Source organism: Clostridium beijerinckii, assembly GCF_036699995.1.
Lineage (GTDB): Bacteria > Bacillota > Clostridia > Clostridiales > Clostridiaceae > Clostridium > Clostridium helianthi.
In genome coordinates, this window is the sequence record NZ_CP144906.1 from 3,157,744 (window position 1) to 3,180,563 (window position 22,820).

Here is a 22,820-nt window from a genome sequence, read left to right on the forward strand (position 1 = left end):
GTTGCTTTCGAGTAAGGACATGTCTCTATCTTATCATCTTTTCGACAATAATCAACACAATTTTCGATTGCTATATTGTTTTAAAAGATATTGTCTTAAGTTTGCTTTAGTATGTTATTGTATGCTTCTTTATACACCATAATATCATTTAACATCTTAAAGTGCCAAGGATACTCCCCTATATTTTTTTAATAATAAAAAGAAGAAGATATAATAAACTATATGTTCTATATATTCTTCTCATCTATCTTTCAATACTTATTTTAATAAAGAAATCATTTGTTCACTTGTTCTAATCTTGCCTATTCTAGGGAATATATATTTACAAACATATTCATGTTCTTCTTTACTTATTGCTGTCATTGCATCTTCTACAAAAATTTGATTATAGCCATGTTGGAAAGCTTCTCTTGCTGTAGTATCAACTCCAATGTTAGTTGAAATTCCTCCTAACACAATTGTATCAATTCCTCTACGTATTAACTGTAAATCTAAATCTGTACCATAAAATGCTCCCCATTGCCTTTTTGTAACAATATGAGCATTTACTGTTATTTACCTCTATTGCTGTTGTATTTTCATAATAAATTTATTTTGTACTTTTAAGGACAATCCCTTCCTTAAATCCTCCACGTTCTTCTCTTTTCTTGTCTCTAGCTTTTATAAGTTCTTCTTCACTAAAGCCTAAGCTGTCAGCAAGTCCAAACAAAACTTCCATTACATCAGCTAATTCTTCTAAATTCTTATCTTCTAAAAATTCATTAACTTCTTCTTTTAGCTTTGCTTCTAAAAGCTCATACTTTCTTTCTTTAGTTGCGATTTCTATATCACATTCTCTTCCATCAGCTTTTATTATTTCTGGGATTTTATCTCTTACTAATTTATTGTATACTTTCATTGTTTCTCACTCTTTTCATATATATTTACGTTAATTACGTAAAGCATATTTCAACCTTTTATTTACAAGATCCATGCAAAAATTTTTATTCCAGTTAATATCTGACCAGCGCTTCATTTCTTCATATTCTGAATGATTAGGATTTGACATAATTTCAAGAAATTTTTCATAACCTGGTATACCACCTACATCCTCTGGTGGTGCATTTTCCATTCCCGCTATACAAATTGGATAATTTTTATCATAGTCAGGTATTATAGAATCAACTTTAATTTCATGTTCCCAATTATCTCCAAAATCATAATTATATATTATTTTATATTCCTTTTTCATATAATCTTTAATAAAAGTATCTGAGTCTATTGCTACCGTACATTCACCATTTGGATAAAAAGCATCTTCATGTTCACTAACCACATTTAGTACATTTTCGCCTTCTTCATTAATAACGTTAAATTCATACAAGTGATAATTTTTCCATCCAAACGAAATTTGAAGAATTTCATGGAGTTCTTTAAAATTAATATCTATTGGGATAATTATCTTTCTTTCAGCACAGTAAGATCCTAAATCTAACTTAACCACTAACTTAACACCTTCACATTTAACTATATTTTCTCTGTAATTTTCCTTTAGGTCTTTTAGTAATAGCTCGTAGGGTTGCTTATAGTTATATTTGTCTATCTTTATAATATCAGCATTCAATTTTCTTGTGATTTTGGGCTGATAAATATTTTCTAAATCTAATAATTCTTCAAAATACCCTACAACTTCGCATGCTTTATTTAGTCTTGAAACATACCTTGAACCATTTGTTTTAGAAAAACATATTGTACCAGCATCACTCAGGTACTGCTCTATAATCTCTTCTTTTATTTTTTCACTCTGAAAACATCTTCTAACACCTTGTAAAATAAGTTCATCTAACCTCTTAAAATCCTTTGCTTTAAGTCCAAAGAGAACAAATCCAAATCTACTGCTGTTGTTTACTAATACAACTGCATTTCTTCTCTTGGTGTTAATCAAATTAGCGCTCCACGAAAACAACTCCTTATCTTCATAAGGCTTTTCAACAGTTATCCCAATTTCATCTTGTAATTTTTTTGTGCATTCTATAAACATACGTACCTCCTTAAAAATTGGTAGTTTCTTTGATTTTTATAGAAACATTATTCATCTATGTTGCGATATATATTAAAACTGTTCATTATGTATGGACGCACAATAGCTAGAAGCACATCAATTTGATTATTTTTCCCATCCCTAAACCAAGAATATGCAGCTCCATAAATAGCTGAGCATGTCATAGCTGAAATAATCTTTGTATTAATGTTATCTTCAATTCTGAAAGTCTTGTCTTTCAAAAATATGTTTCCTATGGTTTCTTGCAGCATCTTTTTTATCTTTTCATCAACAATAGTACCAATAGATTTAGAATCCCACCCACATGTTTTATAAAAAGTCACTATGTAATTGTACGTAAGTATTATTAACTGACTACATATTTCATCCGTAAACTCATTAGCATTCATAACCTCTTCAGGATACATCTTATGAAAAGCCTGTTCTGTGATTTCTTCTAACAAATCATATTTATCTTCATAATGGGCATAAAAAGTAGCTCGGTTAATTGAAGCTTTTTGTGCAATATCTTTTACAGTAATAGAATCAAATCCTTTCTTTTGTAACAAATCACTAAAAGCTTCCCTTATTAATTGTCGTGTGCGTAAAACTCTTGGGTCATCCTGATTTACCATCCATTAATCTCCCTTTCTAAAGCATCAAATCTTAAAATCTGTTGTTTAAGCAACTTTTCATTTAATCTGCTGGTTGTAATGCTAATAGCACCATATTATCATAATATCATACACATGTTGCTTAGACAACATACACACAATTACTTGAGAGGAATGATAATATTGAACATAAAACAAAAAAGAATTTTAATATTTGGAGCCGGTGTAGTCGGCAGTATATATGCACTTAGATTTGCACAATCAGGACTTGACATCACACTATTAGCTCGAGGAGAAAGGCTTAAATCACTTAAAAAGGATGGATTAAGATATAACGATAATGGAGTTATAAAGCAAATATCTATCAAGACTATCGAGAAGTTAGAAGATAATGATATCTATGATTTTATCTTTGTTCCAGTTCGTTATGATCAGGCAGAATCTGCGCTATCAGTAATTAAAAATAATCATAGTAAAACTATTATCACATTAACTAACACAATAGGATATGACCGTTGGCTTGAAATTGTCGGTGAGCGATTGCTCCCAGGATTTCCAGGCGCAGGTGGAGATATGAAAGACGGTATTTTATACGCCCAATTTGGTTCTGAAAAGCATCAAGGAACCATTTTCGGTGAAATAAATGGACAAATTACTGAAAGAGTTAAAGATCTTGCTCAAATATTTGAAGTATCAAATTTACATTATGAAATACAAGAAAATATCAAAGCATTCCATATTTCTCATACTGCCAATGCTATAGTTATCAAACATTTTTATACAAATGCTGGTATGATGGATGTAGAGGCAGCAAAAAGTAAAGACACTTTACTTAAGATTGCCAAGGAATTGAAACAAAATATACATCTGGTTGCTAAAGCTGGAATTCCAGTAATCCCAAAGGAAACAAAGTTAATGGGCAAATTATCCGAAGATGATATCATCGCCATGTATCGCAAAATGCTTAGTAATGATTTTACGATTGATGTTTTGCTTGGAAACCATGCTATAAACGCAAAAACAGAAATATTACTTTTGGATGATCTTTTTCACAAAAAAGTTCATTAAGCCATGTCACTATGTTAAAAATGATTTATTTTATTCTTTATTAATCGCATTTTCATCTAACTATATTATATATTGAGCGAAAATTATAAACAAATTTTAAAACCAAGAAAAAGCACTACTTAGATCTCTAAAGACTTGTAGTGCTTTTTCCATATTCTAAATTTTTTCAATAATTCATTTATTACGAGCTTTTCATTTATCTCTTTATATTTGTAGTATCAAGTATTATGTCACATTTGTTCTCAATGTCTAGTTCGGTAAAGTAATGTTCTTCCAGTGGAATCCATTTGTTTATAAAATCCTGAAGTTTTTCTTCACCATTACGTTTCAAAATTCGTTCATGCTGCACTTTTGGATCAATAGTTATAAAAATTTTATAATCATAATAATCTCTTAGTGTAGGATGCAGACTATAACTTCCTTCAACTATAGTTAAATTCTTAGGTTCTACTTTTATAGGCTGACTTAGCTCCCCTTTATTGCATAAATATTTTCTATATACAGCAGGCTCGCTGTATTTTAGTGGCTTTAATATTTCTTCCTCAAATCTTTCGTAGTGAACATTTCCTCCAGGTTCTGCTAGTCGTTCTTTTGTTTTCATTCTTGGAGGAAGGAAGAAATCATCCATGTGAAAAAGGCTGCAATCAAACTCTTCTGCAAGCATTGCTCCCAAGGAACTCTTCCCTCCACCACATCTTCCATCAATGGCTATTGCTAATTTTTCATTATCTTTTAGTAAGTTCTTAATTTCATCAAATACATATTTATATTCATTATAAATATGCGGTTTACGTTCTTTATTCATTATTTCCTCCAATATTTAAAAGCTTACTTTACATAAAATCCTGCTAAAGACAGAGCTTTCTTCATTACTATACATGTTCTTGTAGCTTTAATATTATTTTATTACTATAATATATTTGTTCACCATTTATGACTGATATTCCTCTAAATTTGTATCTTTTCTATAGATATTTTGTAATTCATGATTCACAATTACGGTTAAAATTCTTACAATATTTTTAGAACTAGTATGAAGAATTGTTTTTGTAACATATATATTTTATATTTTTCTAGCTTTCAATCTAATTCGCACATAATCTGCATACCATACTCCATTCTGATATAGAATAGGTTTTAAGCTTTTTACCGTCTCATCAATAATTTCATTTTTTAACGAGTCATCTAAGCCTTTAAAAGGCTGTATAACAAACATTTCAATCCAATTCTTCATTCCATCATCACCTATAAGTGCGGTTTTACGATCAAATAATGCTGCATATACTGTTTGTAGTCCATGCTTTTTAAGAATAGGCGTATATTCATCAATAGTTGGAAAATAGAATGTTCTCTTATATTCTAATCCCCTTGCTTCAAAAGCCTTTTGCAAAAATGAATGAATTGTTTCTGTGCATCCGTATCCTCCAAATTCACATACTAAGCTTCCGTTTATTTTTAATCCATTATAAATACTATCTAGTAATCCATCTTGATTATCAATCCAATGAAAAACTGCATTAGAAAATATCGCATCAACTTGTTCATTTAAAGTAAATTTCACTGCATCATCCTGTATAAATGTTAGTTCAGGATAATTTCTTCTTGCAATTTCCAGCATTTCTCCTGATGCATCCATACCAATTACGTCTGCCCCCATGTCCGAAATCTTTTTCGTTAATGCTCCATTACCGCATCCAAGATCTAAGACTTTCATTCCTTTCTCAATATCTAACAAATTTAAAACATCTTCACCATATTGATGTACAAACTGAAAATCTTTTGTATACCCTTTAGCATTCCACTTAATATTCATAAAAACACCTCCATTTTAAATATACCTGACATTAAAAATAGTATATCAAAACAGATACCATAATTGAAATGCATATTAATTATACTTTATATAACTATCATTTATATAGTTATACAAAGTATAATCTGAAATTATGGATATAACTCACCGAAATAAGGATTATGCTATTGTTCCAGTTTCTAAGGAAATTATGATGGATGATTCTAAGATCACAAGTTGCGCCCAAGATGCTAGCCTCAAAGGCGAGCTTTGAACTAGCATACTTGGAACAACTTTTAATCTAAGAATCAGAGCCATCAAATTCCTAACGAAACATTTCACAAAAGCATAATTCTTATTTCTAGTTAGAATATATTTCATAACATAAATTTAACTTATGATTAATTTATCTATATAAAATTGTTGTACTACTCACTATTTTTAAAAATTTTCCTACTTATATAATATAAACTTTAAAAATAATTCTTCATTATAATTCTAAAAATATTGCAAAAATTTTACATAAAGCTTTTAGGTTTTAATTTCCATCTATGATACATATATTTATTATATGAAACTGCTTTATTATTAGTTTATATAGATAAACAATTTAAGAATTCAGCTTATTAGATTAACACACTTACAAGACTGCTAAAACTTTAAGTTCATATCTCCACTAGAAATCATAAATATATTTGTGGAGAAAACATTTGAAAATAAGCTGTTAAAGGTTCTTAGCTGTAGGTTGTTCCATTTTAGCTTGTGAAGTGAGAGTCCAAAATTTTATTTTGGGTTCTCGAACTTCCTCAGCGAATGTAATGAGTCGAGCTTCCCTAGGAAAGTTGGAGCATGCTAAAGTGGATACAACCTGCTGCTTAGAACCTTCAGCGATATTTTCATAGCTTTTCGGAATCAAAATATTTATGATTTCGGGAAGTTAACACATAAATATAGGTTTTAAAGTTGTGTATCTATAACTTTATTTAAAGCAGTTATATAATTTAAATTGGAGATGTATCTAAATTATGAATAACATGATTTTAAGTCCTGAATTTTGGTTTATTATCGGTATTCCAATTACTTTTTTACTTGGAGCATTAGCTCACTTTGCATATGGTTGGAGTGGTAAATCAGTTATAGTAGGTATTTTTACTCCTGTTAACGAAAGTATCTGGGAACATTTAAAACTTTCTACCTATCCTACTTTTATTTGGTATATACTAGGCATTTTAATATTTCGAGATAAAGTTAACTTGTATATCTGGGTTATATGCTCTGTTATTTCAGTAATCACTAGCTGTATTGTTATAACTTGTTTCTACTATACCTACACAGGTGCTCTTGGAATACAATCATTATTTCTTGACATATTTTCATTATTTTTAGGGCTTTCTATAGCTCAATGTTTATCTTTGCATATTTATAAATATGCAACATTAACTATGCTTCATTTTTATTTATCTATTATAACAGGTTCTTTAATAATAATTTGTTTTACTCTTTTTACTTTTCGTCCTCCTAAATTGCCGATTTTTATGGACCCTATTACTAAGCAGTATGGAATTCATTAAAACAAATCCTCTTTATATAGATCAGCTTAATTTTAAACGGAAATTTAATTAATAAACTTATGTTCAAACTCTGATGCTTCCATAGGTTTTCCTATTAAATACCCTTGGATGAAATCACATTTAAGCTCGTTTAAGATTCTAAGCTGTTCTTTTGTTTCAATTCCTTCTGCAACAATTTTAATATCTAAGCTATGTCCCATATTTATTATGGATTTAATAATCGTTAGATTTTTATAGTTTGTTTCCAAATTCATTATAAGGGATTTATCAATTTTTATTTTATCAATAGGCAATTTATTTACATAATTAAGAGACGAATAGCCTGTCCCAAAATCATCTAATGATATTTTTATCCCCATACTCTTAAACTGTTCCAATATGTTTATAATTGTTTCAAAATCCTCCATAGCCTCATCTTCAGTAACTTCTAGGTTCAAGTATTTAGGCGGAAGAGAATATGCCTCTAATATATTTTGAACAAGTGATACAAATTCAGGTTGTTTTAGTTGAGAATAAGATGTATTTACTGATACACTGAATTCATTCAAGCCAATTTCATTCCACTTTTTGCACTGCACACAAGCATTTTCTAACATCCAATTATCTATTGATATTATTTCCCCTACACTTTTAGCAATAGGAATAAATTCTATAGGCGGAATAATTCTATCCCCTTGCTTCCATCTTATAAGAGCTTCTGAATTTAACACTTTCATTGACTTTAAATCCATAATAGGCTGATAATAAACCATAAATTCATTATTTACTAATGCTTTATTTAATTTCATCTTCATTTCTAATTTATCAATTGCTTTGTGTTCCATTTTAGACGAATATATTGCAAAGTCGTAGCCGCCACTTTTCTTAACTTCATACATGGCTAAATCAGCATTATTAATCAAAGTATCTGAATCTTCTCCATGCTCTGGGAATATACTTATACCTATGCTTGCTCCAATAATTAAAGCTTCTTCATTATAAGTAACTGGCTTTTTCAATTCCTTTTGTATTCTTAGAACAACTTCTTTAATATATATGTCAGATTCTATATCTTTTAATATAATTATAAATTCATCTCCACCAATTCTGCTAATTATGTCCTGTGTACCTATAGAATCTTTCAATGTAGATGCTACTTTTTTAAGAACTTTATCACCAACTTGATGTCCAAAATTATCATTTATATTTTTAAAATCATCTAAATCTATAAAAAGTAGTGCAAATTTTTTATCTTTATTTTTTAATAGCTCATTGATATTTTCTAACATCATTTTTCTATTAGGAATTTCTGTGAGAGCATCATAATATACATAATGACGTATTTGTTCTTCTGCACGTATTTTATCTTTTATTTGATCTATAAGTTTCGAATTTTTTCTTTCTAATTTTAAAGTGTATTTCTTTTCTAGCTCTGCTATTCTCTTTCTTTCTGAAATATCATGTATCAAAATTACAATACCTAGTTTATCGTCATACTCATCATATATAACTGTGCTTGATAATTCACATTCAATATATCCTTCATTTTTTTGTTGTAAATTAACCTCTACATTTTTCACATAACTATTTTTTATTATAGTATTGAAATCAATATTTTCATAAGATATTAAATCGCTGAACATTTTTCCTTCTAATTCTTTAAATTTATAATCAGTTATATTTGATGACGCTTCATTACAATTTTGGATTGCAAAATTCTCATCTAAAATAAATATTGGGTTCTTAACACTATTAAAAATGTATTCTGATAAATACTTCGAAGTAGTCAACATAAACCTATGCTTACTTATTGCATAGCAAACACCACCTAAAGCTATAGTTCCACTCAAAACTGCTGAAGGAAAGACAAGAATTCCAAACATAGGTAAAATAATATCTGTTAACACCCCTATGGTAATGCTTATAAAACATGTGCATAAAATAATAATATTTTGCTTTCTTATCCTATTCTTTTTGGAATATCTTCCTCTATTAAATAGCATTACAAGACCTGATACATAAAAAATTATAGAACATATGCTGTATGCAATTTGACCAAATAAATTAGGAGCCACATCAATCCATCCATAAGGTCTTCTAATCATAGCTGAAGATGGTTCAACCATAATATTTAGCATAAATAATAATGCAGCAGGAACATGGGCTAAAATTATTATAATCCGATTGTATTTATTTTCTTTCTCATTATTTAATACAAATGCAAAATACAGCCAGTGACCAGAAAAAAAACAATACCCAAAAACAGAAACTGCCCTCCAAAAAAACGCTATATTTATATTTTCACAAGTCAGCATCATTGCATATCCAAATGCCCAAACAGCACAACACATGCTTAAATTTAAAAATATTTGATTAGCTTTTGATTTTTTGTCCATTCTGTATCCGTATATACCAATAAACGAATAAAAAACGCAACATAACATTAATGAAATAAATAAACTAATATAAATAAAACCACCTCCGGCATAAAATATTTTAATAAATTTTTACTTTATATAATTATTGAGAAACTATAACTTAAATTTTATACGTTTCTAATAAATAATCTCATATTTCAACATTTTCTGTCATTATATCATTTTATTCTTAATTTCATAAATATTCAAGTTCTGTAAATCTATACATTGCAAAAATTTTATCTTTTTACCAATAACTTTCATTTACATACATAAATACCTATTAATTAGACTTTTAGCAGTGCATATATAAGTTCTAAATGATATACTCACACCTTCATCTCATAGTTAAGATAGGCTTTTATAAATTAAACTTTTAAGAATATAGTATATTCCTAAAATAAGATTACAATACGTTAAATACAATAAATATAGAGGATGCAGATTTTTATAAACTTCAGCGTCCTCTATTACTAATTCCATTTCTTAAATAGTATTATTTATCTTCTCAAATATATTTCACATTTTTTATTGGTGACTTGAAAACTCTCGTGAGTTTTTCCTAAATTCTGTTGGAGTCATACCCTTTTTAGCCAAAAATTGTTTTATAAAATATGTATCATATTCAAAGCCAGTGGCACGTGCAATTTCGTTTAAGCTCATATCGGTATGAGTCAATAGAGTCTCAGAAACCTTTAATCGGTATGCTAGTAAGTAGCCCATTGCTGTGCATCCACATAAATCCTGAAAACTTTTATTTAGTGAAACACGATTTAAATGCGCACATCTTGTTAAATCTTCCAAGGTTATTTTGTCAGAATAGTTTATATGTATATATTCTAAAACTAAATTAGCAGGTGATTTTTCGCTATTGTGGTTTAGCTCTTCAATCACCCCCAGTATTTGGATTAAGTATTTTTTTATTCTGCAGACCCAAAGCGAATCACTTTGGGCATATACTTCTGTTCCCATAATAAAAAACCATTCATATAATTTCAAATATATTTTCTCATCTACAGCATATACCCTAGTATGAATTTTATCTTCTCCAAAAAGTAAAAGACCAGTTTTTATTTTTAGATTAGTTGACAGATATCCAGTAGTTTCTGAGAAATGAGCTGTATTAAAAAAATCTGGATGGAAACAAAATGATTGCGAAGAAACATTTTGTTTTTCAATAACTTCTATTTTATCCTCCATTGATAAACAAAGAATACTTGGAGCGACAATTTTCACAGGGCGATCATTTAGTTGTAAATTCATGCTTCCACTCGTAATAAAAGTTATAGTTAAACGCTCCTTATAAGGAAGATTTACAAAGTTTTCATTTGCAATAAATTCTATATATACAGTTCTATTCTTGTGACGGTCTGCCTGCGGCATAAACATTCCTCCATTGGGTACATTAAAATAAATAATAAATTTAAATTACCATTTATATTTTCATTAATCAATAGCAAAATCTAAGACAAATGCTAAAAAAATCCCTATATCAAAAGTCGACGATTCCACAGTCGCCTTTGAGATTTTGTTCTTGTTCTTTTACAAATAGTATAGTTAAAAGCTTCATTTATGACATTGTATCATATTTTCTAAATGGTAGACTATTATTAAGAATCAAAGAAAGTTATGCAAAATAAGTCCATTAATAACTTACTGTTCATAACTTATATAGAAGGAGAATTATTATGTCTATTAAAAAATTCAATATCCAAGTATCTGATGAGGTACTTAATGATTTAAAATACAGATTAGATCATATACGCTGGCCTGAGCTGCTAGAAAACTCAAGTTGGGAACGAGGCACTAATATAAATTATTTAAAATCACTTGTTTCATATTGGAAGGATGAATTTGACTGGCGCGCACAAGAAAAAGAATTAAACCGTTTTTCTCATTTTCGTTGTAATGTGGATGGGATAGATATTCACTTTATACATGAAAAAGGAAAAGGACCTAATCCAACACCAATTATACTTACTCATGGATGGCCTGATAGTTTCATACGTTATCAAAAGATTATCCCACTTCTTACTGACCCTGCAAGTTATGGTGGTGATCCTAATGATTCTTTTGATGTAATTGTCCCTTCATTACCTGGTTTTGGTTTTTCTAGTGCTTCAAAACATAGTGGCATGAACAATTATCGTGTTTCTGAGCTTTGGGCAAAGCTAATGACTGAAAAGCTTGGCTATAGTAAGTTTGCTGCTGCAGGTGGAGATATGGGTTCAGGTGTTACAAGATACTTGGCATTAAATCATCCAGAACTTCTAATAGGAATCCATCTAACTGATATTGGAATTATCAGAGATCTTATGATATCAGATGATACAAAGCTTTCAGAAGATGAATTGAGTTATAAGAAAATTGCTTCAGAATGGATGTCAAATGAGGCAGGTTATATGTCTATTCAATCTACAAAACCTCAAACCATTGCCTATGGACTTTCTGATTCACCAGTAGGCTTGGCTGCATGGATTATAGAAAAATTTCGCGGTTGGAGTGATTGTAATGGTGATTTAAATAAAAACTTTAGTAAAGATGAACTTCTCACTAATATAATGATCTATTGGGTCACAAATACCATAGGCTCATCAGCAAATGCATATTATGAAAATACACATTCATTGCCACCAATTGGACACATAGATGTACCAACAGGCATGGCTTTATTCCCAGCTGATGTATTGCTGCCACCAAAGGAATGGGCTATGCGCAATTTAAATATCACTCGCTGGACTACAATGCCTAAAGGAGGACATTTTACAGCCATGGAAGATCCTAAACATTTTGCTGAAGAAGTTCGCACATTCTTTAGAACTTATAGGTAAGCTTGAACTTATGTCATGGCTTACCGAAATTATAAATATATATCCAATTTCGGTTGATATCTACATAAGTTCTATTCTCATTGATAAATCATATCATAAGTAAATGCGAAACTAAGATCGAATAAAAGTATATGATTTACTCACATACTTTTATTCAGTTGTGAATGATAATAACTTCCGTTCAGCTCCACAATTTATTTTACAACATTTACAGTGCCTTCTTTTCTAGGTGCCGCCTTTGCATTACTATTATTGCTAAAACCTAAAGCGACAGTACCTAATATAGTATAATTTTCAGGAATACCAAGCTCTGAAAGTATATCTATAACCTTTGGGTCATCTCGAACGATACTTAAAGATGATATCCAACATGAACCAATATTAAGTGAATGAGCAGCTAGCATTATATTTTCAAGTGCGACAGCAGAGTCTGCTTCTTTTTCTGGTGAGTTTTTATCACAAGCTGTGATGATTATAGTAGGAGCGTTATAGAATGGATTGAAGTTAGTTATATTCCCCATCTTTTTAAATTGCTCTATTGAAGAATTTTGCAAAGCTTCTTTTATTACAGAAATTAGCTGATTGATTTTATCTTTATTTTGTACTACAGTGAAATGCCAGCTTTGAGTGCCTTTATAACTTGGAGCAAATTTTGCAGTTTCTAAGATTATATTTAAATCCTCCTCGGAAATCTGCTCATCCGTATAAGATCTTATACTTCTTCTTGTTAAAATATTTTTGATTACTTCATTCATAATTTTTCTCCTTCATTAAAGAAATATTTTATTTTACCTTAGTGATTATTACTGAATATACATTTAAAAATTATACTATCTTAATAAACTAGCTTATAATTTTTATAAATATATGAGTAGATTTTATAATTAATTTATTGGGCTTTGAAATTTATTAAGAAAGTAATATAATGATATCAATAAAATTCTAAGACGTCTAATGGAACTTTTTCATTATATATATGAATAAAAGTCATACATAGTTATGGTTATTTAATACTTTAACTTTTACCTAGGGCGCTTTTTAATAAATTTGTATCTAGCAAACAATCTACACAAAGGTGGAAATTAATATATTATTTTAGTATAGTAATTTTCTAACGAAAGGTTTGAGTATTAAGTAGAAATGTTACCTTACCAAACCAGTTGAGTTTAAAGATTATAAACTAAGGAGGCTATATATAATATGAACTGGCAGCAATTGGAGTATTTTAAAGTTATAGCAGAAACGCAAAACTATACTACAGCAGCTGACTTACTACTGGTAACTCAGTCAGCTTTAAGCAAGGCAATTTCGAAATTGGAAGAAGAGTTGGAAGTTCATTTGTTTGAAAAGAATGGGAGGAATATAAAATTAACCCGCTTTGGCAGTATGTTTTTAAAGCATGCAGAAGCTGCAATAAAAGAAATTAATGATGGTATCCAGGAATTACAGAATATAATAAACCCTATGACAGGCACAGTTTCTATTTCATCACTTTATACTATTGGAACATATTTTATTCCAACGATTATGAGCCACTTTTTGAAGGAAAATCCAAATGTAAAATTTGAATTTGGAATGAATTCGACTAGCAATATTTTAGAGGGATTAGAGAATGGTAAATTTGACTTAGGTTTTTACGATGAACTTGAAAATATTGAAGAATATGAAAAAATAGAGTCAGTTCCAATAAAAAATGATGAACTTGTTATAATAGTACCTAAAAATCATAAGCTTGCTAACCAATCAGAGATAATGTTAAAAGATTTAAAAGATGAAACTTTTGCACTTTTTTCTGAGAATATAGCAAATAAAATGTGTTCTATTTTTAGAAAAGCTGGTATTATGCCAAAGACTATAGTAAAACCTAATGAGAACAGTATGGTGGTTTCTGGTTTTGTTGGTGCAGGATTAGGCATTTCTATTATTCCTAATATACCTAATTTAATAACAGATCAGGTGGCAGTAATCAGAATAAAAGAACCTCAATGCTATAGAACTATTCGTATGGGATGGCTAAAGAATGGTTATGTTACTCCAGCTGCTGAAGTATTTAAAGATTTTGTTGTAGCAACTGCATCCAAAATGAAAATTTGAATATATGTGTTAAAATTAACAATTATATAGAAATTCTAACAAGACAAATAATATCACTTACTTATGATACGGAGAACCCTACATATTATAAATTATATTTATAATATGAAATATATCCGAACCGGAACAACCGCATAATCATTATTTCGGAGATAGATATCCATAGGTCGGTATATCTATAACTTTGTAAAAAGTTTTATTTATATCAATTTAAGAATATTCCTTTAAAAAAAGGTTTATTTAAATCTTCGAAAACATATTTCCTTTAAACAAGTTTTAAAGGAACCAAGTGATATTTTTAAAAATTTTCATTTTTTTCATTTTAACCATTTATATTTTTCCTAAAACTAAATATTTCTTAAATGAGAGCTATTTTTTAGGATAATATCTTAACTTAAAAGTGCTCTTATATTAATATCTTAGGGGGATTATTATGAGTTTGAATAGAAAAAAATCTAAGAATAAATTTAATTATAAAGATGATTTTACTGTTGATGAAAGCGAAGATGTTAGCATTTGCAGCTTATCATATGGCGAGCCAAAAATTGAAGGTAAGGTTTTAAGAAGTTTTTCTTTTGATTCTTCTGATGAACTTGTTGAAGTCTTGCCTGATTCTCAATCTTCTTTAAATTCAGCGGCAACAACTCCTAAACAGACTATAAATCCTAAGCCATCACCTGCTGTTACAGAATTAGCTTATGATAAAACAAATCTTAAGTCTTCTAGAAAGAATGTTGCTTTAGATGAAAGAAATTCAAGTGGTAATCCAAACGGCAGGACTCCACCTGTTGATGGAGAAATATTCGATATGGTTAGAACTTATACTTTACGCCGCTCAACAGTAAGAATTTTAAGTAAAATAAAAGCTATTCACACGGATGACAATGTTTATTTAAATACTATCGTTGATGAAGCTATACGCTATTATTATGATCACCTAAAAAGTAATCTTAAGTAAGAATTTAGTACTATATAGATAGCCTAACTAAGACTTGAACTTATGAATATAACTAGCCGAAATAAGGATTATTCTGTTGTTCCAGTTTCTAAGGAATTATGATGGATGATTCTAATATCACAAGTTGCATCCAAGATGCTAGCTTCAAAGGCAAGCGCTCACAGAGAAAGTTCGAAGAACGAAATATAAAATGCCCACAGGGAAAGTTCTGCTTACCAAATGTAAAATTTGGAGCATCACTTTTCGATTCTCACTTTTTGAACTAGCGTACTTGGAACAACTTTTAATCTAAGAATCAAAACCATCAAATTCCTAATGAAACATTTCACAAAAGCATAATCCTTATTTCTGGTTGGGATATATTTAATAGTATAAATCTAGCTTATAATTATTTTATCTATATAAGTTCTAAAAGAATTAGAGTGAATTTCGAGACACCACACAAAATCCTCTATAACACTTTGTTCCTTATGTCCTGATTTAATGATTTGATTTTGTTACTCAAACTTTTTGAACTTTCCTTAACACTAAAAAAATCAACTTACCTTAACTTTAATAAGGTAAGCTGATTTTAAGCTCCTAAAACATAATCCAAAAAAATAATAAGTCCATCTGTCAGACCTATTATTTTCATTCATATACTTAACAATTTATAGTTTTATCTCCAAAAATCATTTGACTATTTTTAATTGACCTTTTATATCAAAAACATCTTCTTCTGTTTTATGGAGTTTCTGTTTAATAAGTTTGACGTCTTTATTAATAGTAATAAAATGCTCTTTAGTTCCAGTTCTAAATTCTGTTAAATCAGCGGTTTGATCGTATACAGAGTCAACTTTCCCTTTGATTTCTGAAATATCTGATTTCATTCCTACAATATCAGACTTAATTTCAGTAATATTAGATTGCATTTTATTCTGATTTTCAATAATCTGCATTAATAACGCTTCAATTTTATGATCTTCCATTTAAACAGCTCCTTATGGCTTAATATAACAGTACTTATTATACACTATTGTTAAACTACATAAAACAGGATTTTTTTCTCAAATAGTATTATTCTATTAATAAGTATACCCTATATTTTAACAGCCATTCCATCTTCCATAAATCTATAGCCGTATAGCTCACAATTTCTTATCATAGCGCCATTTGAATAAAGACAATAATCTTTATCATTATACTTAATCCATCCTGTCTGCATAATACCTTCATTATTAAAGTAATACCATTCACCATCTATCTTCTGCCAGCCTGTTTTCATAGCTCCATCGCCTTCATCTCCAAGATAATACCAATTATTATTTTGAAGTAACCATCCTGATTTCATGGAGCCATCTTCTAAGTTGCCTAAGTAATACCACTTATCCTCGCTCTTCTTCCAGTTATAAAGCATCCATCCCTCTCCATCAAAGAGATACCATGAACCATTTATTTTCTCCCATCCATTTCGTGTACATGAACCATCTTCGTGTTTATACCACCATTTATTATTTTCAAGGCGCCACTCACCCCTTATTGTAAAACTACAAAGCTTGTCCTTAAAGTCATACCACCTTGACCAATTATTATCAAAAAAACTGTTTGGACATATTTTACGACTTGCATCATAATGTCTTACAACATTATTAATTCCAATGTCATATTTATTCATTAGATATCTTGTTAAATCTACAGTATTCATAACTGTATCTTCTGAAGGTTTTCCATCCACTTCTAAGCACATTTCTATTCCTAAAGAATTGCTATTTGTAATTCCATATTCTCCTCTCCCATCCCCGCAATGCCAGGAATAATAAGTATCTGTATCAATTATTTGAATTATAGAATCACTGTCAATGAAAAAATCAGCTGAAGCATTTCTATCTCCTCCCGCAAAATAATCATGTTCATTTTGAGCACTTGCACCTGGATCACCAGTATCATGAATAACTATATAGATAGGCATAGAACTTCTTACAGATCTGTTGTAACTTATAAATTGCTCATCAATATTTTTCATAAAATACATCTCCTATTAACTAACGGTACTGTCAAAGTTTTTTATCTAACTAAGGCAGCAACCCTTTAATTTTTCTTATTTTTTATATAAATAACTTGCCACCCCCAAAAAGTTAAGATATTTTATACTTGCAAAACAAAAACACTGAACTAAAAAAGGAGGCAAGCTATTACCATGATTAATAAGTTTCTTCTTGAAACTGTAATTTATCTTATTGAAATTATAAAGTATCTCATGACTTTGCTGGTTGGCAAAAACTTGCTTAAAAGCATTTCGGACGAACCTGTTAAGAAAGAATACCGAAAGCTTCAAGTAGATGATCAACCAATCTTTGATGTTCCCGAAAAACTTAACTATAAGCTTCTAATAGCTGAATATGAGTTTAAGCACGGCAAAGAATTTGCTCCTGTGAAACCTCGCAAAAACAAAGCGTTAGCTCCTAAGGATGTTATCTGTCCTAAGTGTGGTGCTCCACATACCTATCTTTACGATAATAACGGAGGCCGAGGACAATATCTTTGCAAAGTCTGTGATACCACATTCAATCCTAAAAATTACTATCAGAAATCCATAGTGTTAAGATGTCCTCACTGCAGTAAAACACTTGAAAGAATCAAGGCGCGTAAGGATTTCTACGTTTATAAGTGTAAGAATGATAATTGCTCTTTTTACCAAAATAATCTTAAATCAATGACAAAATCTGAAAAACAAGATTTTAAGAAGAATCCTGGTAAGTTCAAAGTTAGATACATATTTAGAGATTTCACTTTTGACTTTAAGCCACTTTCTAAAGAAAGTCCGGTAAAATCAAAGGTTTCTCTTCCAAACATTATGATTTCTTCTTACACCTTAGGACTCATTCTAACTTACTACGTTAACTACGGTTTATCTTCCAGAAAGACAGCTGCATTGCTTAAAGATATTCATGATATTAAAATATCTCATCAAGCAATTTTAAACTATGTTAATGCCGTTTCAATTGTAGTTAAGCCATTTATAGATAACTACGATTATAAACTTTCTGACTCTTTCTGCGGCGATGAAACCTACATAAAAGTTAACGGTAAGTGGAACTATATTTTCTTCTTTTTTGATGCTGTTAAAAAGATTATTCTATCTTACAGAGTATCACCACATAGAGATACCGAAACGGCTGTAAAAGCCATCGATGATGTTCTAAGTAAGTTAAAAGAAATACCTGAAGATCTTAATCTTATAACTGATGGTAACCCTATATATCTTCTTGCACAGCACTTCTTTGCAAGCCATAGTATAAAATTCGATGTTACTCAAGTTATAGGCTTAACCAATAAAGATGAAGTTTCAAAAGAATATAGGCCATTGAAGCAAATTATTGAACGTCTTAACCGAACCTTTAAAGGCAATTATAGAGCTACTACTGGCTTCGGAAGTCCTAACGGGTCGGTTGCATTTGTAACTATGTTTGTGGCATACTTTAACTTTCTAAGACCACATTCTGCCCTTGAAGGCAAAACTCCTGTAATCCTTGAAGAGTTAGAGTCAATGTCCAACATGCCTACTAGATGGTGCAAATTTATTGAACTATCTCAAGACTTTGTTCTAAATAACTGTACAATAACTGCCTAATGATCTAAAGCAGTTGGTGAAACGCACCCTTGACACGCCCACAAAGATAAATGGTAAAATATCTCAATAGGCGGGTCTATTAGTCATGTTCAAAATTATCATTCACCCGTCCTTAACTGCCTAAGACCATTTATCTTTAGGTGTGTCAAGGGCAACTAGCAAACATAATTTAACATTAAATGGTAGTTGGATTGATTTTTCATATATTTTTTACACTACCCAACTAACTTTAATATAAAACTTATTTTCTCCAGCCAAGTAACCGCTCTTCTAGATCCTCGTAATTATATGTTCTTGCTTCGAAATTATTGAATCTAAGCTTTGGCTTTTCTTTTGAGCTTTCAAATTCCATTTCCTCGTAAGTTTTGGGATAGCCTTCTTTAAGCCAGTTTTTGAGTATTCCTGTAATATAGTTAATATCATATTTATTTCTTTGGATTGCTATATTTATTGCCATATTAATATATTTTTCCTCATGTATAGATAATCTTTCAAGAATCCAATTCAAAGTTAAGCCTTTTATATTTACTTCATATTCTTCCAATTCCCTGATTAATTTAAAGCCTTTATCTTTTAAATCCTCATAGGACCTAGAGACCTTTCCTAAACTGACTTTTGATTCTTTAGAAACATTAGAAGAATCCATGCATCTTACAGTATTAATTGTTTTATCTTTTACCCTACTCTTTAAATCTTTCTCTTCTTTATCTAATTCTAATTTCTTTTTCTTATTCTCTTGTTCTCTCTTCTCTTTCTGTTCCGTTACATTAGCATTACAACATCGTGACAGATTTAGATTAATAGAAACTTTTTCATCTGTGATATCTAAATCCGAACAATCTTCATTACCACTTCTGTTCTTAACAATATTTTTATTTTCATGGTCATCTTTACTTTTAATATTATATTTATTTTCAGCGTTATCTTTAGTACTGTCTTCAATTTTCATACTATAACAGCTTTCTCTATCAGTTTCGTCATCATTTACTTGATATACATTTTTCTTTCTTGCTCTACATTTTCTTGTTCTTTCCTTATTGATTTCTCTTACTTTTTTCATTCCTTCTATATTCTGATGTTTTTCCCAATTGCATATTCTAATAATATTATTCTCATAAATCTCAATCATCCCAAAGGATTCTAATAAATTCAACACTTTTTCTACAAGATCTTTGGGTCTATTGAATAATACTGAAAGCATTTCTTTAGTATATGGAACATTTTCTGTCAAATAGATTAACCCATTATCATTTACCTTTCCAGCCTGCAAAAGCAGTCTAAGCCACAAATATACTATGAGATCTCTCTCTTCCATAGCATCAAATAGCCTCATCTTTTCATCTTCAAACATACAAATGGCTATTTTAATCCAATCAATACCTCTCACAAAGCTCGTCACCCCTTAGTTAAATTTACATATTTACTAAAATTCAAATTTATATCTTCACCAGAAATTACAAATATTTTTGCATATAAAACACTTATAGTTTCGGCAAGTCTAAATCAGGTTATTAATTTACCTATTACTAGTACAATAAAATTTCTTTTCTTCATCTATTATTTTATAGATTATCTTCTCATCTCTAAGTACTTCTTTAAATTCAAATTTTTTATCATTAATAAGACATGCAACATAGCATTTGTCTGTTTTTGTAACTCTCATATTATGTTGACATTCAAGCAATACATTATCGTCTATAACATCTTCAGGCGCATTCCCACTATATATTATGCAAAGTAATATGGAGTTTTCCCCAACAATTCTTCTGTCAACTTTACAATGCATAAAACTATATTCCTCATCTGTAGCTATTTTTAATTCTTTTCTCACCTTTTTTCCACTTCTTATTGTAAATTCTTTGCAAATAATTTCTTTTATAGTCTCTGACCAGTAATTAATCTCTTTTTCTTTATACGATTCATCTTTATTTTTGCACTTTTTTTCAAACTTCTCTAAATGGAGCTCTTTAATGCTTTTATTTTTATTCACACCTAAAATAATCCCTATTTCATTCCCATAAATTCCTTCAAAATTCCCATTAACCATATGTCACCTCATAATATAATTTACAAAGTCCATTTGTTACCGTTTACAGAAGGGCTCTGTTTAAAAATTTTATTCATGTCTAAACTTGGATAAAAATTGCTTTCTTATAAAATTATTTAAAGTAATGCCTCCTCTAATTTCATTAAAACATTATTCACATTTCTTTGCGACTTTTTAATTTTCTTGTTATATTATTCAAATTACTTTTTTCACTTATATCTATTATTCCAAAACTCTCTTTTTTTCCCCTTATATCTATCCCTTTTATTTCCATTTTGTAATCTCATTATACATCTCTAATTTTTCTTGTCAATAATTATATTGGTACTTTTTTACATATTTTTTATTGCTTTTTGTTTTTTCTACTTGTATACTTATTTTAAAGTAATTAATTCAATCTCTTTTCTTTTATTCTTTATTTCTCTACATTCACACCTAAGATAAAGCTAAAAACATCTTGTTACACTTCTCTATTCTTTAATATTCTCATATAAATTTTAAAAAAAGTTTTAATTTTTTTCTAAAAAGTGTTTATATAAATTCCTTTTAACCATATTTCTATTATATATAGCATTTTTATTTTAGGGGGAATTTTATGTGAAATATGAATATGTTGAAAATTTAGTTTCTGAAGCAAAATCCGGTAGCTCCATAGCTAAAGAAAATTTAATTTTAGAATTTACTCCATTCATAAGATTCGTGGCCAATAAAATTTTTATAAGCGGCTATGATTATAGTGATAAGGTAAATGAATGCTTTGCTACTCTTCTTACTTGTATTTCAAAATATAATTTAGGTACCAATCGTTTTGCTGCTTATGCTATGAATTCTATACAAAAGAATCTAAATTCTTTAATACGAAAAAGTGTTCACGCAACTGAATACAATGGCATGTCTATATTATCCTTGGATGATGATCTTGAAAATTACATTGCCTTAGATACAGACCCTTTAGATGAAACTCTGTGTTTAACTGCTGAATATGAAGATCTTACTTCTGCTATAAATACTAAATTAACTGATGAAGAAAAAACTCTAATATCCTTCCTTTATTTCAAAGAAAATACTCTAGTTAACTATGCCTATTACAGGAATGTTTCTTATATGACAGCTTCAAAACGCAAGAAAAAAGTCTTAGGAAAATTAAGAAATTATATGAATTCGGAGGTAATGAATTATGGCAATTAATGATTTAATGAACTTGATTACTAATGTGGGTTTCCCCATAGCAGTTTGCGCTTATTTATTGTTTCGCCTAGAAAAGCAGCTATCTGAGCTTTCCTCTTCTATCAATAAGTTAAATACTATTATTTCCACTAAATTGGGTGTAGTTATAGATACATCTCCAAACGCATCAGATGATAAGTTAAAAATAATTTAGTGCTGCTCTTTTTGCAAATACTATATAATATTTCATGGATCTATGTAGTTTCTATTACTCACAGACTTTAAGCCTTATTCTCTCTTTTATCCCCATAAAACAAATGTATAGTATCTTACCCTAAACTATCACACAAATCTAATCATTAAGCTTAATGTATATGTTGCAATTCACAATGTACATCTCACATTTCATAATTGCGGCTAAAATTCTTGCAGTATTTTTAGAATTATGGTGAAGAATCATTTTCGCCATATATATTTATAAAATATTTTCAAAAAAGGGTTTATATTTTTCCAATTCACGCATATTTCTATTATGTAAGCAAAATTTTGACACATGAAAAGATAACAAATTAAACATGCATTAGGAAATTCCTTTATGCAGCATAACCACTCTTCTTTACTAAATATAATTTGTGTAAAGTAAAGTCAATCC

General features: G+C 29.5%; 20 protein-coding genes and 1 pseudogene. 8 read left to right on the plus strand and 13 right to left on the minus strand.

The genetic code is table 11. The features are described from left to right. Positions 1-258 precede the first annotated feature (258 nt). From PZA12_RS14580 to PZA12_RS14595, 4 genes and pseudogenes are all read right to left on the minus strand, one after another. A pseudogene (locus tag PZA12_RS14580) lies at positions 259-552 on the minus strand (isochorismatase family protein); the annotation flags it as partial. Positions 553-589: 37 nt separating this feature from the next. After that, positions 590-898 (minus strand): nucleoside triphosphate pyrophosphohydrolase, encoded by a 309-nt coding sequence (locus tag PZA12_RS14585; protein WP_078115318.1) that lies wholly within the window; start codon positions 896-898, stop codon positions 590-592. Positions 899-928: 30 nt separating this feature from the next. After that, positions 929-2,020: a plasmid pRiA4b ORF-3 family protein gene (locus tag PZA12_RS14590; protein WP_078115317.1), complete on the minus strand. Its 1,092-nt coding sequence runs from the start codon at positions 2,018-2,020 to the stop codon at positions 929-931. A 47-nt stretch (positions 2,021-2,067) separates the two neighbouring features. Beyond that, positions 2,068-2,655, minus strand: a complete 588-nt coding sequence (locus PZA12_RS14595; RefSeq protein ID WP_103699271.1) for a TetR/AcrR family transcriptional regulator — start codon at positions 2,653-2,655, stop codon at positions 2,068-2,070. A 153-nt stretch (positions 2,656-2,808) separates the two neighbouring features. Here PZA12_RS14595 and PZA12_RS14600 point away from each other — a divergent pair, with 153 nt between their 5' ends. Beyond that, entirely contained in the window at positions 2,809-3,702 is an 894-nt protein-coding gene (locus tag PZA12_RS14600; RefSeq protein WP_245161762.1) for a ketopantoate reductase family protein, read from the plus strand. Positions 3,703-3,898: 196 nt separating this feature from the next. On the opposite strand, the gene PZA12_RS14605 is transcribed toward PZA12_RS14600, so the two are convergent. Beyond that, positions 3,899-4,507 (minus strand): uridine kinase family protein, encoded by a 609-nt coding sequence (locus tag PZA12_RS14605; protein WP_078115314.1) that lies wholly within the window; start codon positions 4,505-4,507, stop codon positions 3,899-3,901. A gap of 258 nt (positions 4,508-4,765) precedes the next feature. Then, entirely contained in the window at positions 4,766-5,515 is a 750-nt protein-coding gene (locus PZA12_RS14610) for a class I SAM-dependent methyltransferase (RefSeq protein ID WP_078115313.1), read from the minus strand. A gap of 1,004 nt (positions 5,516-6,519) precedes the next feature. Here PZA12_RS14610 and PZA12_RS14615 point away from each other — a divergent pair. After that, complete coding sequence (locus tag PZA12_RS14615; RefSeq protein ID WP_103699270.1) at positions 6,520-7,065, plus strand: DUF6512 family protein; 546 nt, start codon at positions 6,520-6,522, stop codon at positions 7,063-7,065. A 44-nt stretch (positions 7,066-7,109) separates the two neighbouring features. Here the strand turns inward: PZA12_RS14615 and PZA12_RS14620 are convergent, their stop codons facing one another. Both PZA12_RS14620 and PZA12_RS14625 read right to left on the minus strand, forming a co-directional pair. After that, positions 7,110-9,488 carry an EAL domain-containing protein gene (locus tag PZA12_RS14620; protein ID WP_103699269.1) on the minus strand — a complete coding sequence of 793 codons (2,379 nt, stop codon included), beginning with the start codon at positions 9,486-9,488 and terminating at the stop codon, positions 7,110-7,112. Positions 9,489-9,989: 501 nt separating this feature from the next. After that, entirely contained in the window at positions 9,990-10,844 is an 855-nt protein-coding gene (locus tag PZA12_RS14625) for a helix-turn-helix domain-containing protein (RefSeq protein ID WP_103699268.1), read from the minus strand. A 305-nt stretch (positions 10,845-11,149) separates the two neighbouring features. On the opposite strand from PZA12_RS14625, the gene PZA12_RS14630 reads away from it, so the two are divergent. After that, on the plus strand, positions 11,150-12,292 hold the full coding sequence (locus PZA12_RS14630) for an epoxide hydrolase family protein (RefSeq protein ID WP_103699267.1): 1,143 nt from the start codon (positions 11,150-11,152) through the stop codon (positions 12,290-12,292). A gap of 194 nt (positions 12,293-12,486) precedes the next feature. Here the strand turns inward: PZA12_RS14630 and PZA12_RS14635 are convergent, their stop codons facing one another. Beyond that, positions 12,487-13,047, minus strand: coding sequence for a nitroreductase family protein (locus PZA12_RS14635; protein ID WP_173708019.1), 561 nt, complete (start codon positions 13,045-13,047; stop codon positions 12,487-12,489). 445 nt (positions 13,048-13,492) lie between these two features. Here PZA12_RS14635 and PZA12_RS14640 point away from each other — a divergent pair, with 445 nt between their 5' ends. Together PZA12_RS14640 and PZA12_RS14645 are read left to right on the plus strand one after the other, a co-directional pair. Beyond that, the gene (locus tag PZA12_RS14640; protein ID WP_206491058.1) at positions 13,493-14,386 is read left to right on the plus strand and encodes a LysR family transcriptional regulator; all 894 of its coding nucleotides are present in this window, start codon (positions 13,493-13,495) and stop codon (positions 14,384-14,386) included. Between the two features lie 433 nt (positions 14,387-14,819). Beyond that, on the plus strand, positions 14,820-15,344 hold the full coding sequence (locus tag PZA12_RS14645; protein ID WP_078115306.1) for a hypothetical protein: 525 nt from the start codon (positions 14,820-14,822) through the stop codon (positions 15,342-15,344). A gap of 671 nt (positions 15,345-16,015) precedes the next feature. On the opposite strand, the gene PZA12_RS14650 is transcribed toward PZA12_RS14645, so the two are convergent. Next, positions 16,016-16,312, minus strand: a complete 297-nt coding sequence (locus PZA12_RS14650; RefSeq protein ID WP_103699402.1) for a hypothetical protein — start codon at positions 16,310-16,312, stop codon at positions 16,016-16,018. 110 nt (positions 16,313-16,422) lie between these two features. Then, the gene (locus tag PZA12_RS14655) at positions 16,423-17,346 is read right to left on the minus strand and encodes a peptidoglycan recognition protein family protein (RefSeq protein WP_242984910.1); all 924 of its coding nucleotides are present in this window, start codon (positions 17,344-17,346) and stop codon (positions 16,423-16,425) included. Between the two features lie 174 nt (positions 17,347-17,520). Between PZA12_RS14655 and PZA12_RS14660 the strand changes: the two genes are divergently transcribed. Then, positions 17,521-18,954 carry a DDE-type integrase/transposase/recombinase gene (locus PZA12_RS14660; RefSeq protein WP_168983577.1) on the plus strand — a complete coding sequence of 478 codons (1,434 nt, stop codon included), beginning with the start codon at positions 17,521-17,523 and terminating at the stop codon, positions 18,952-18,954. Between the two features lie 241 nt (positions 18,955-19,195). Here PZA12_RS14660 and PZA12_RS14665 read toward each other — a convergent pair whose 3' ends face one another. Both PZA12_RS14665 and PZA12_RS14670 read right to left on the minus strand, forming a co-directional pair. Continuing rightward, positions 19,196-20,341, minus strand: coding sequence for a phage replisome organizer N-terminal domain-containing protein (locus tag PZA12_RS14665; protein ID WP_078115303.1), 1,146 nt, complete (start codon positions 20,339-20,341; stop codon positions 19,196-19,198). A gap of 129 nt (positions 20,342-20,470) precedes the next feature. After that, positions 20,471-21,001: a YqaJ viral recombinase family protein gene (locus PZA12_RS14670; protein ID WP_078115302.1), complete on the minus strand. Its 531-nt coding sequence runs from the start codon at positions 20,999-21,001 to the stop codon at positions 20,471-20,473. Between the two features lie 597 nt (positions 21,002-21,598). Here PZA12_RS14670 and PZA12_RS14675 point away from each other — a divergent pair. Then, positions 21,599-22,189 carry a sigma-70 family RNA polymerase sigma factor gene (locus PZA12_RS14675; RefSeq protein ID WP_078115301.1) on the plus strand — a complete coding sequence of 197 codons (591 nt, stop codon included), beginning with the start codon at positions 21,599-21,601 and terminating at the stop codon, positions 22,187-22,189. Then, positions 22,179-22,382 carry a YvrJ family protein gene (locus PZA12_RS14680; RefSeq protein ID WP_041896481.1) on the plus strand — a complete coding sequence of 68 codons (204 nt, stop codon included), beginning with the start codon at positions 22,179-22,181 and terminating at the stop codon, positions 22,380-22,382. Before PZA12_RS14675 ends, PZA12_RS14680 begins: the two co-directional genes overlap by 11 nt. The last annotated feature ends 438 nt before the right edge of the window (positions 22,383-22,820 follow it).

What these genes read in the sequence shown, in the direction of transcription:
- PZA12_RS14585 (WP_078115318.1), bottom strand. Translation starts at nt 898, where the DNA reads ATGAAAGTATACAATAAATTAGTAAGAGATAAAATCCCAGAAATAATA.
- PZA12_RS14590 (WP_078115317.1), bottom strand. Translation starts at nt 2,020, where the DNA reads ATGTTTATAGAATGCACAAAAAAATTACAAGATGAAATTGGGATAACT.
- PZA12_RS14595 (WP_103699271.1), bottom strand. Translation starts at nt 2,655, where the DNA reads ATGGTAAATCAGGATGACCCAAGAGTTTTACGCACACGACAATTAATA.
- PZA12_RS14600 (WP_245161762.1), top strand. Translation starts at nt 2,809, where the DNA reads ATGATAATATTGAACATAAAACAAAAAAGAATTTTAATATTTGGAGCC.
- PZA12_RS14605 (WP_078115314.1), bottom strand. Translation starts at nt 4,507, where the DNA reads ATGAATAAAGAACGTAAACCGCATATTTATAATGAATATAAATATGTA.
- PZA12_RS14610 (WP_078115313.1), bottom strand. Translation starts at nt 5,515, where the DNA reads ATGAATATTAAGTGGAATGCTAAAGGGTATACAAAAGATTTTCAGTTT.
- PZA12_RS14615 (WP_103699270.1), top strand. Translation starts at nt 6,520, where the DNA reads ATGAATAACATGATTTTAAGTCCTGAATTTTGGTTTATTATCGGTATT.
- PZA12_RS14620 (WP_103699269.1), bottom strand. Translation starts at nt 9,488, where the DNA reads ATGTTATGTTGCGTTTTTTATTCGTTTATTGGTATATACGGATACAGA.
- PZA12_RS14625 (WP_103699268.1), bottom strand. Translation starts at nt 10,844, where the DNA reads ATGCCGCAGGCAGACCGTCACAAGAATAGAACTGTATATATAGAATTT.
- PZA12_RS14630 (WP_103699267.1), top strand. Translation starts at nt 11,150, where the DNA reads ATGTCTATTAAAAAATTCAATATCCAAGTATCTGATGAGGTACTTAAT.
- PZA12_RS14635 (WP_173708019.1), bottom strand. Translation starts at nt 13,047, where the DNA reads ATGAATGAAGTAATCAAAAATATTTTAACAAGAAGAAGTATAAGATCT.
- PZA12_RS14640 (WP_206491058.1), top strand. Translation starts at nt 13,493, where the DNA reads ATGAACTGGCAGCAATTGGAGTATTTTAAAGTTATAGCAGAAACGCAA.
- PZA12_RS14645 (WP_078115306.1), top strand. Translation starts at nt 14,820, where the DNA reads ATGAGTTTGAATAGAAAAAAATCTAAGAATAAATTTAATTATAAAGAT.
- PZA12_RS14650 (WP_103699402.1), bottom strand. Translation starts at nt 16,312, where the DNA reads ATGGAAGATCATAAAATTGAAGCGTTATTAATGCAGATTATTGAAAAT.
- PZA12_RS14655 (WP_242984910.1), bottom strand. Translation starts at nt 17,346, where the DNA reads ATGAAAAATATTGATGAGCAATTTATAAGTTACAACAGATCTGTAAGA.
- PZA12_RS14660 (WP_168983577.1), top strand. Translation starts at nt 17,521, where the DNA reads ATGATTAATAAGTTTCTTCTTGAAACTGTAATTTATCTTATTGAAATT.
- PZA12_RS14670 (WP_078115302.1), bottom strand. Translation starts at nt 21,001, where the DNA reads ATGGTTAATGGGAATTTTGAAGGAATTTATGGGAATGAAATAGGGATT.
- PZA12_RS14680 (WP_041896481.1), top strand. Translation starts at nt 22,179, where the DNA reads ATGGCAATTAATGATTTAATGAACTTGATTACTAATGTGGGTTTCCCC.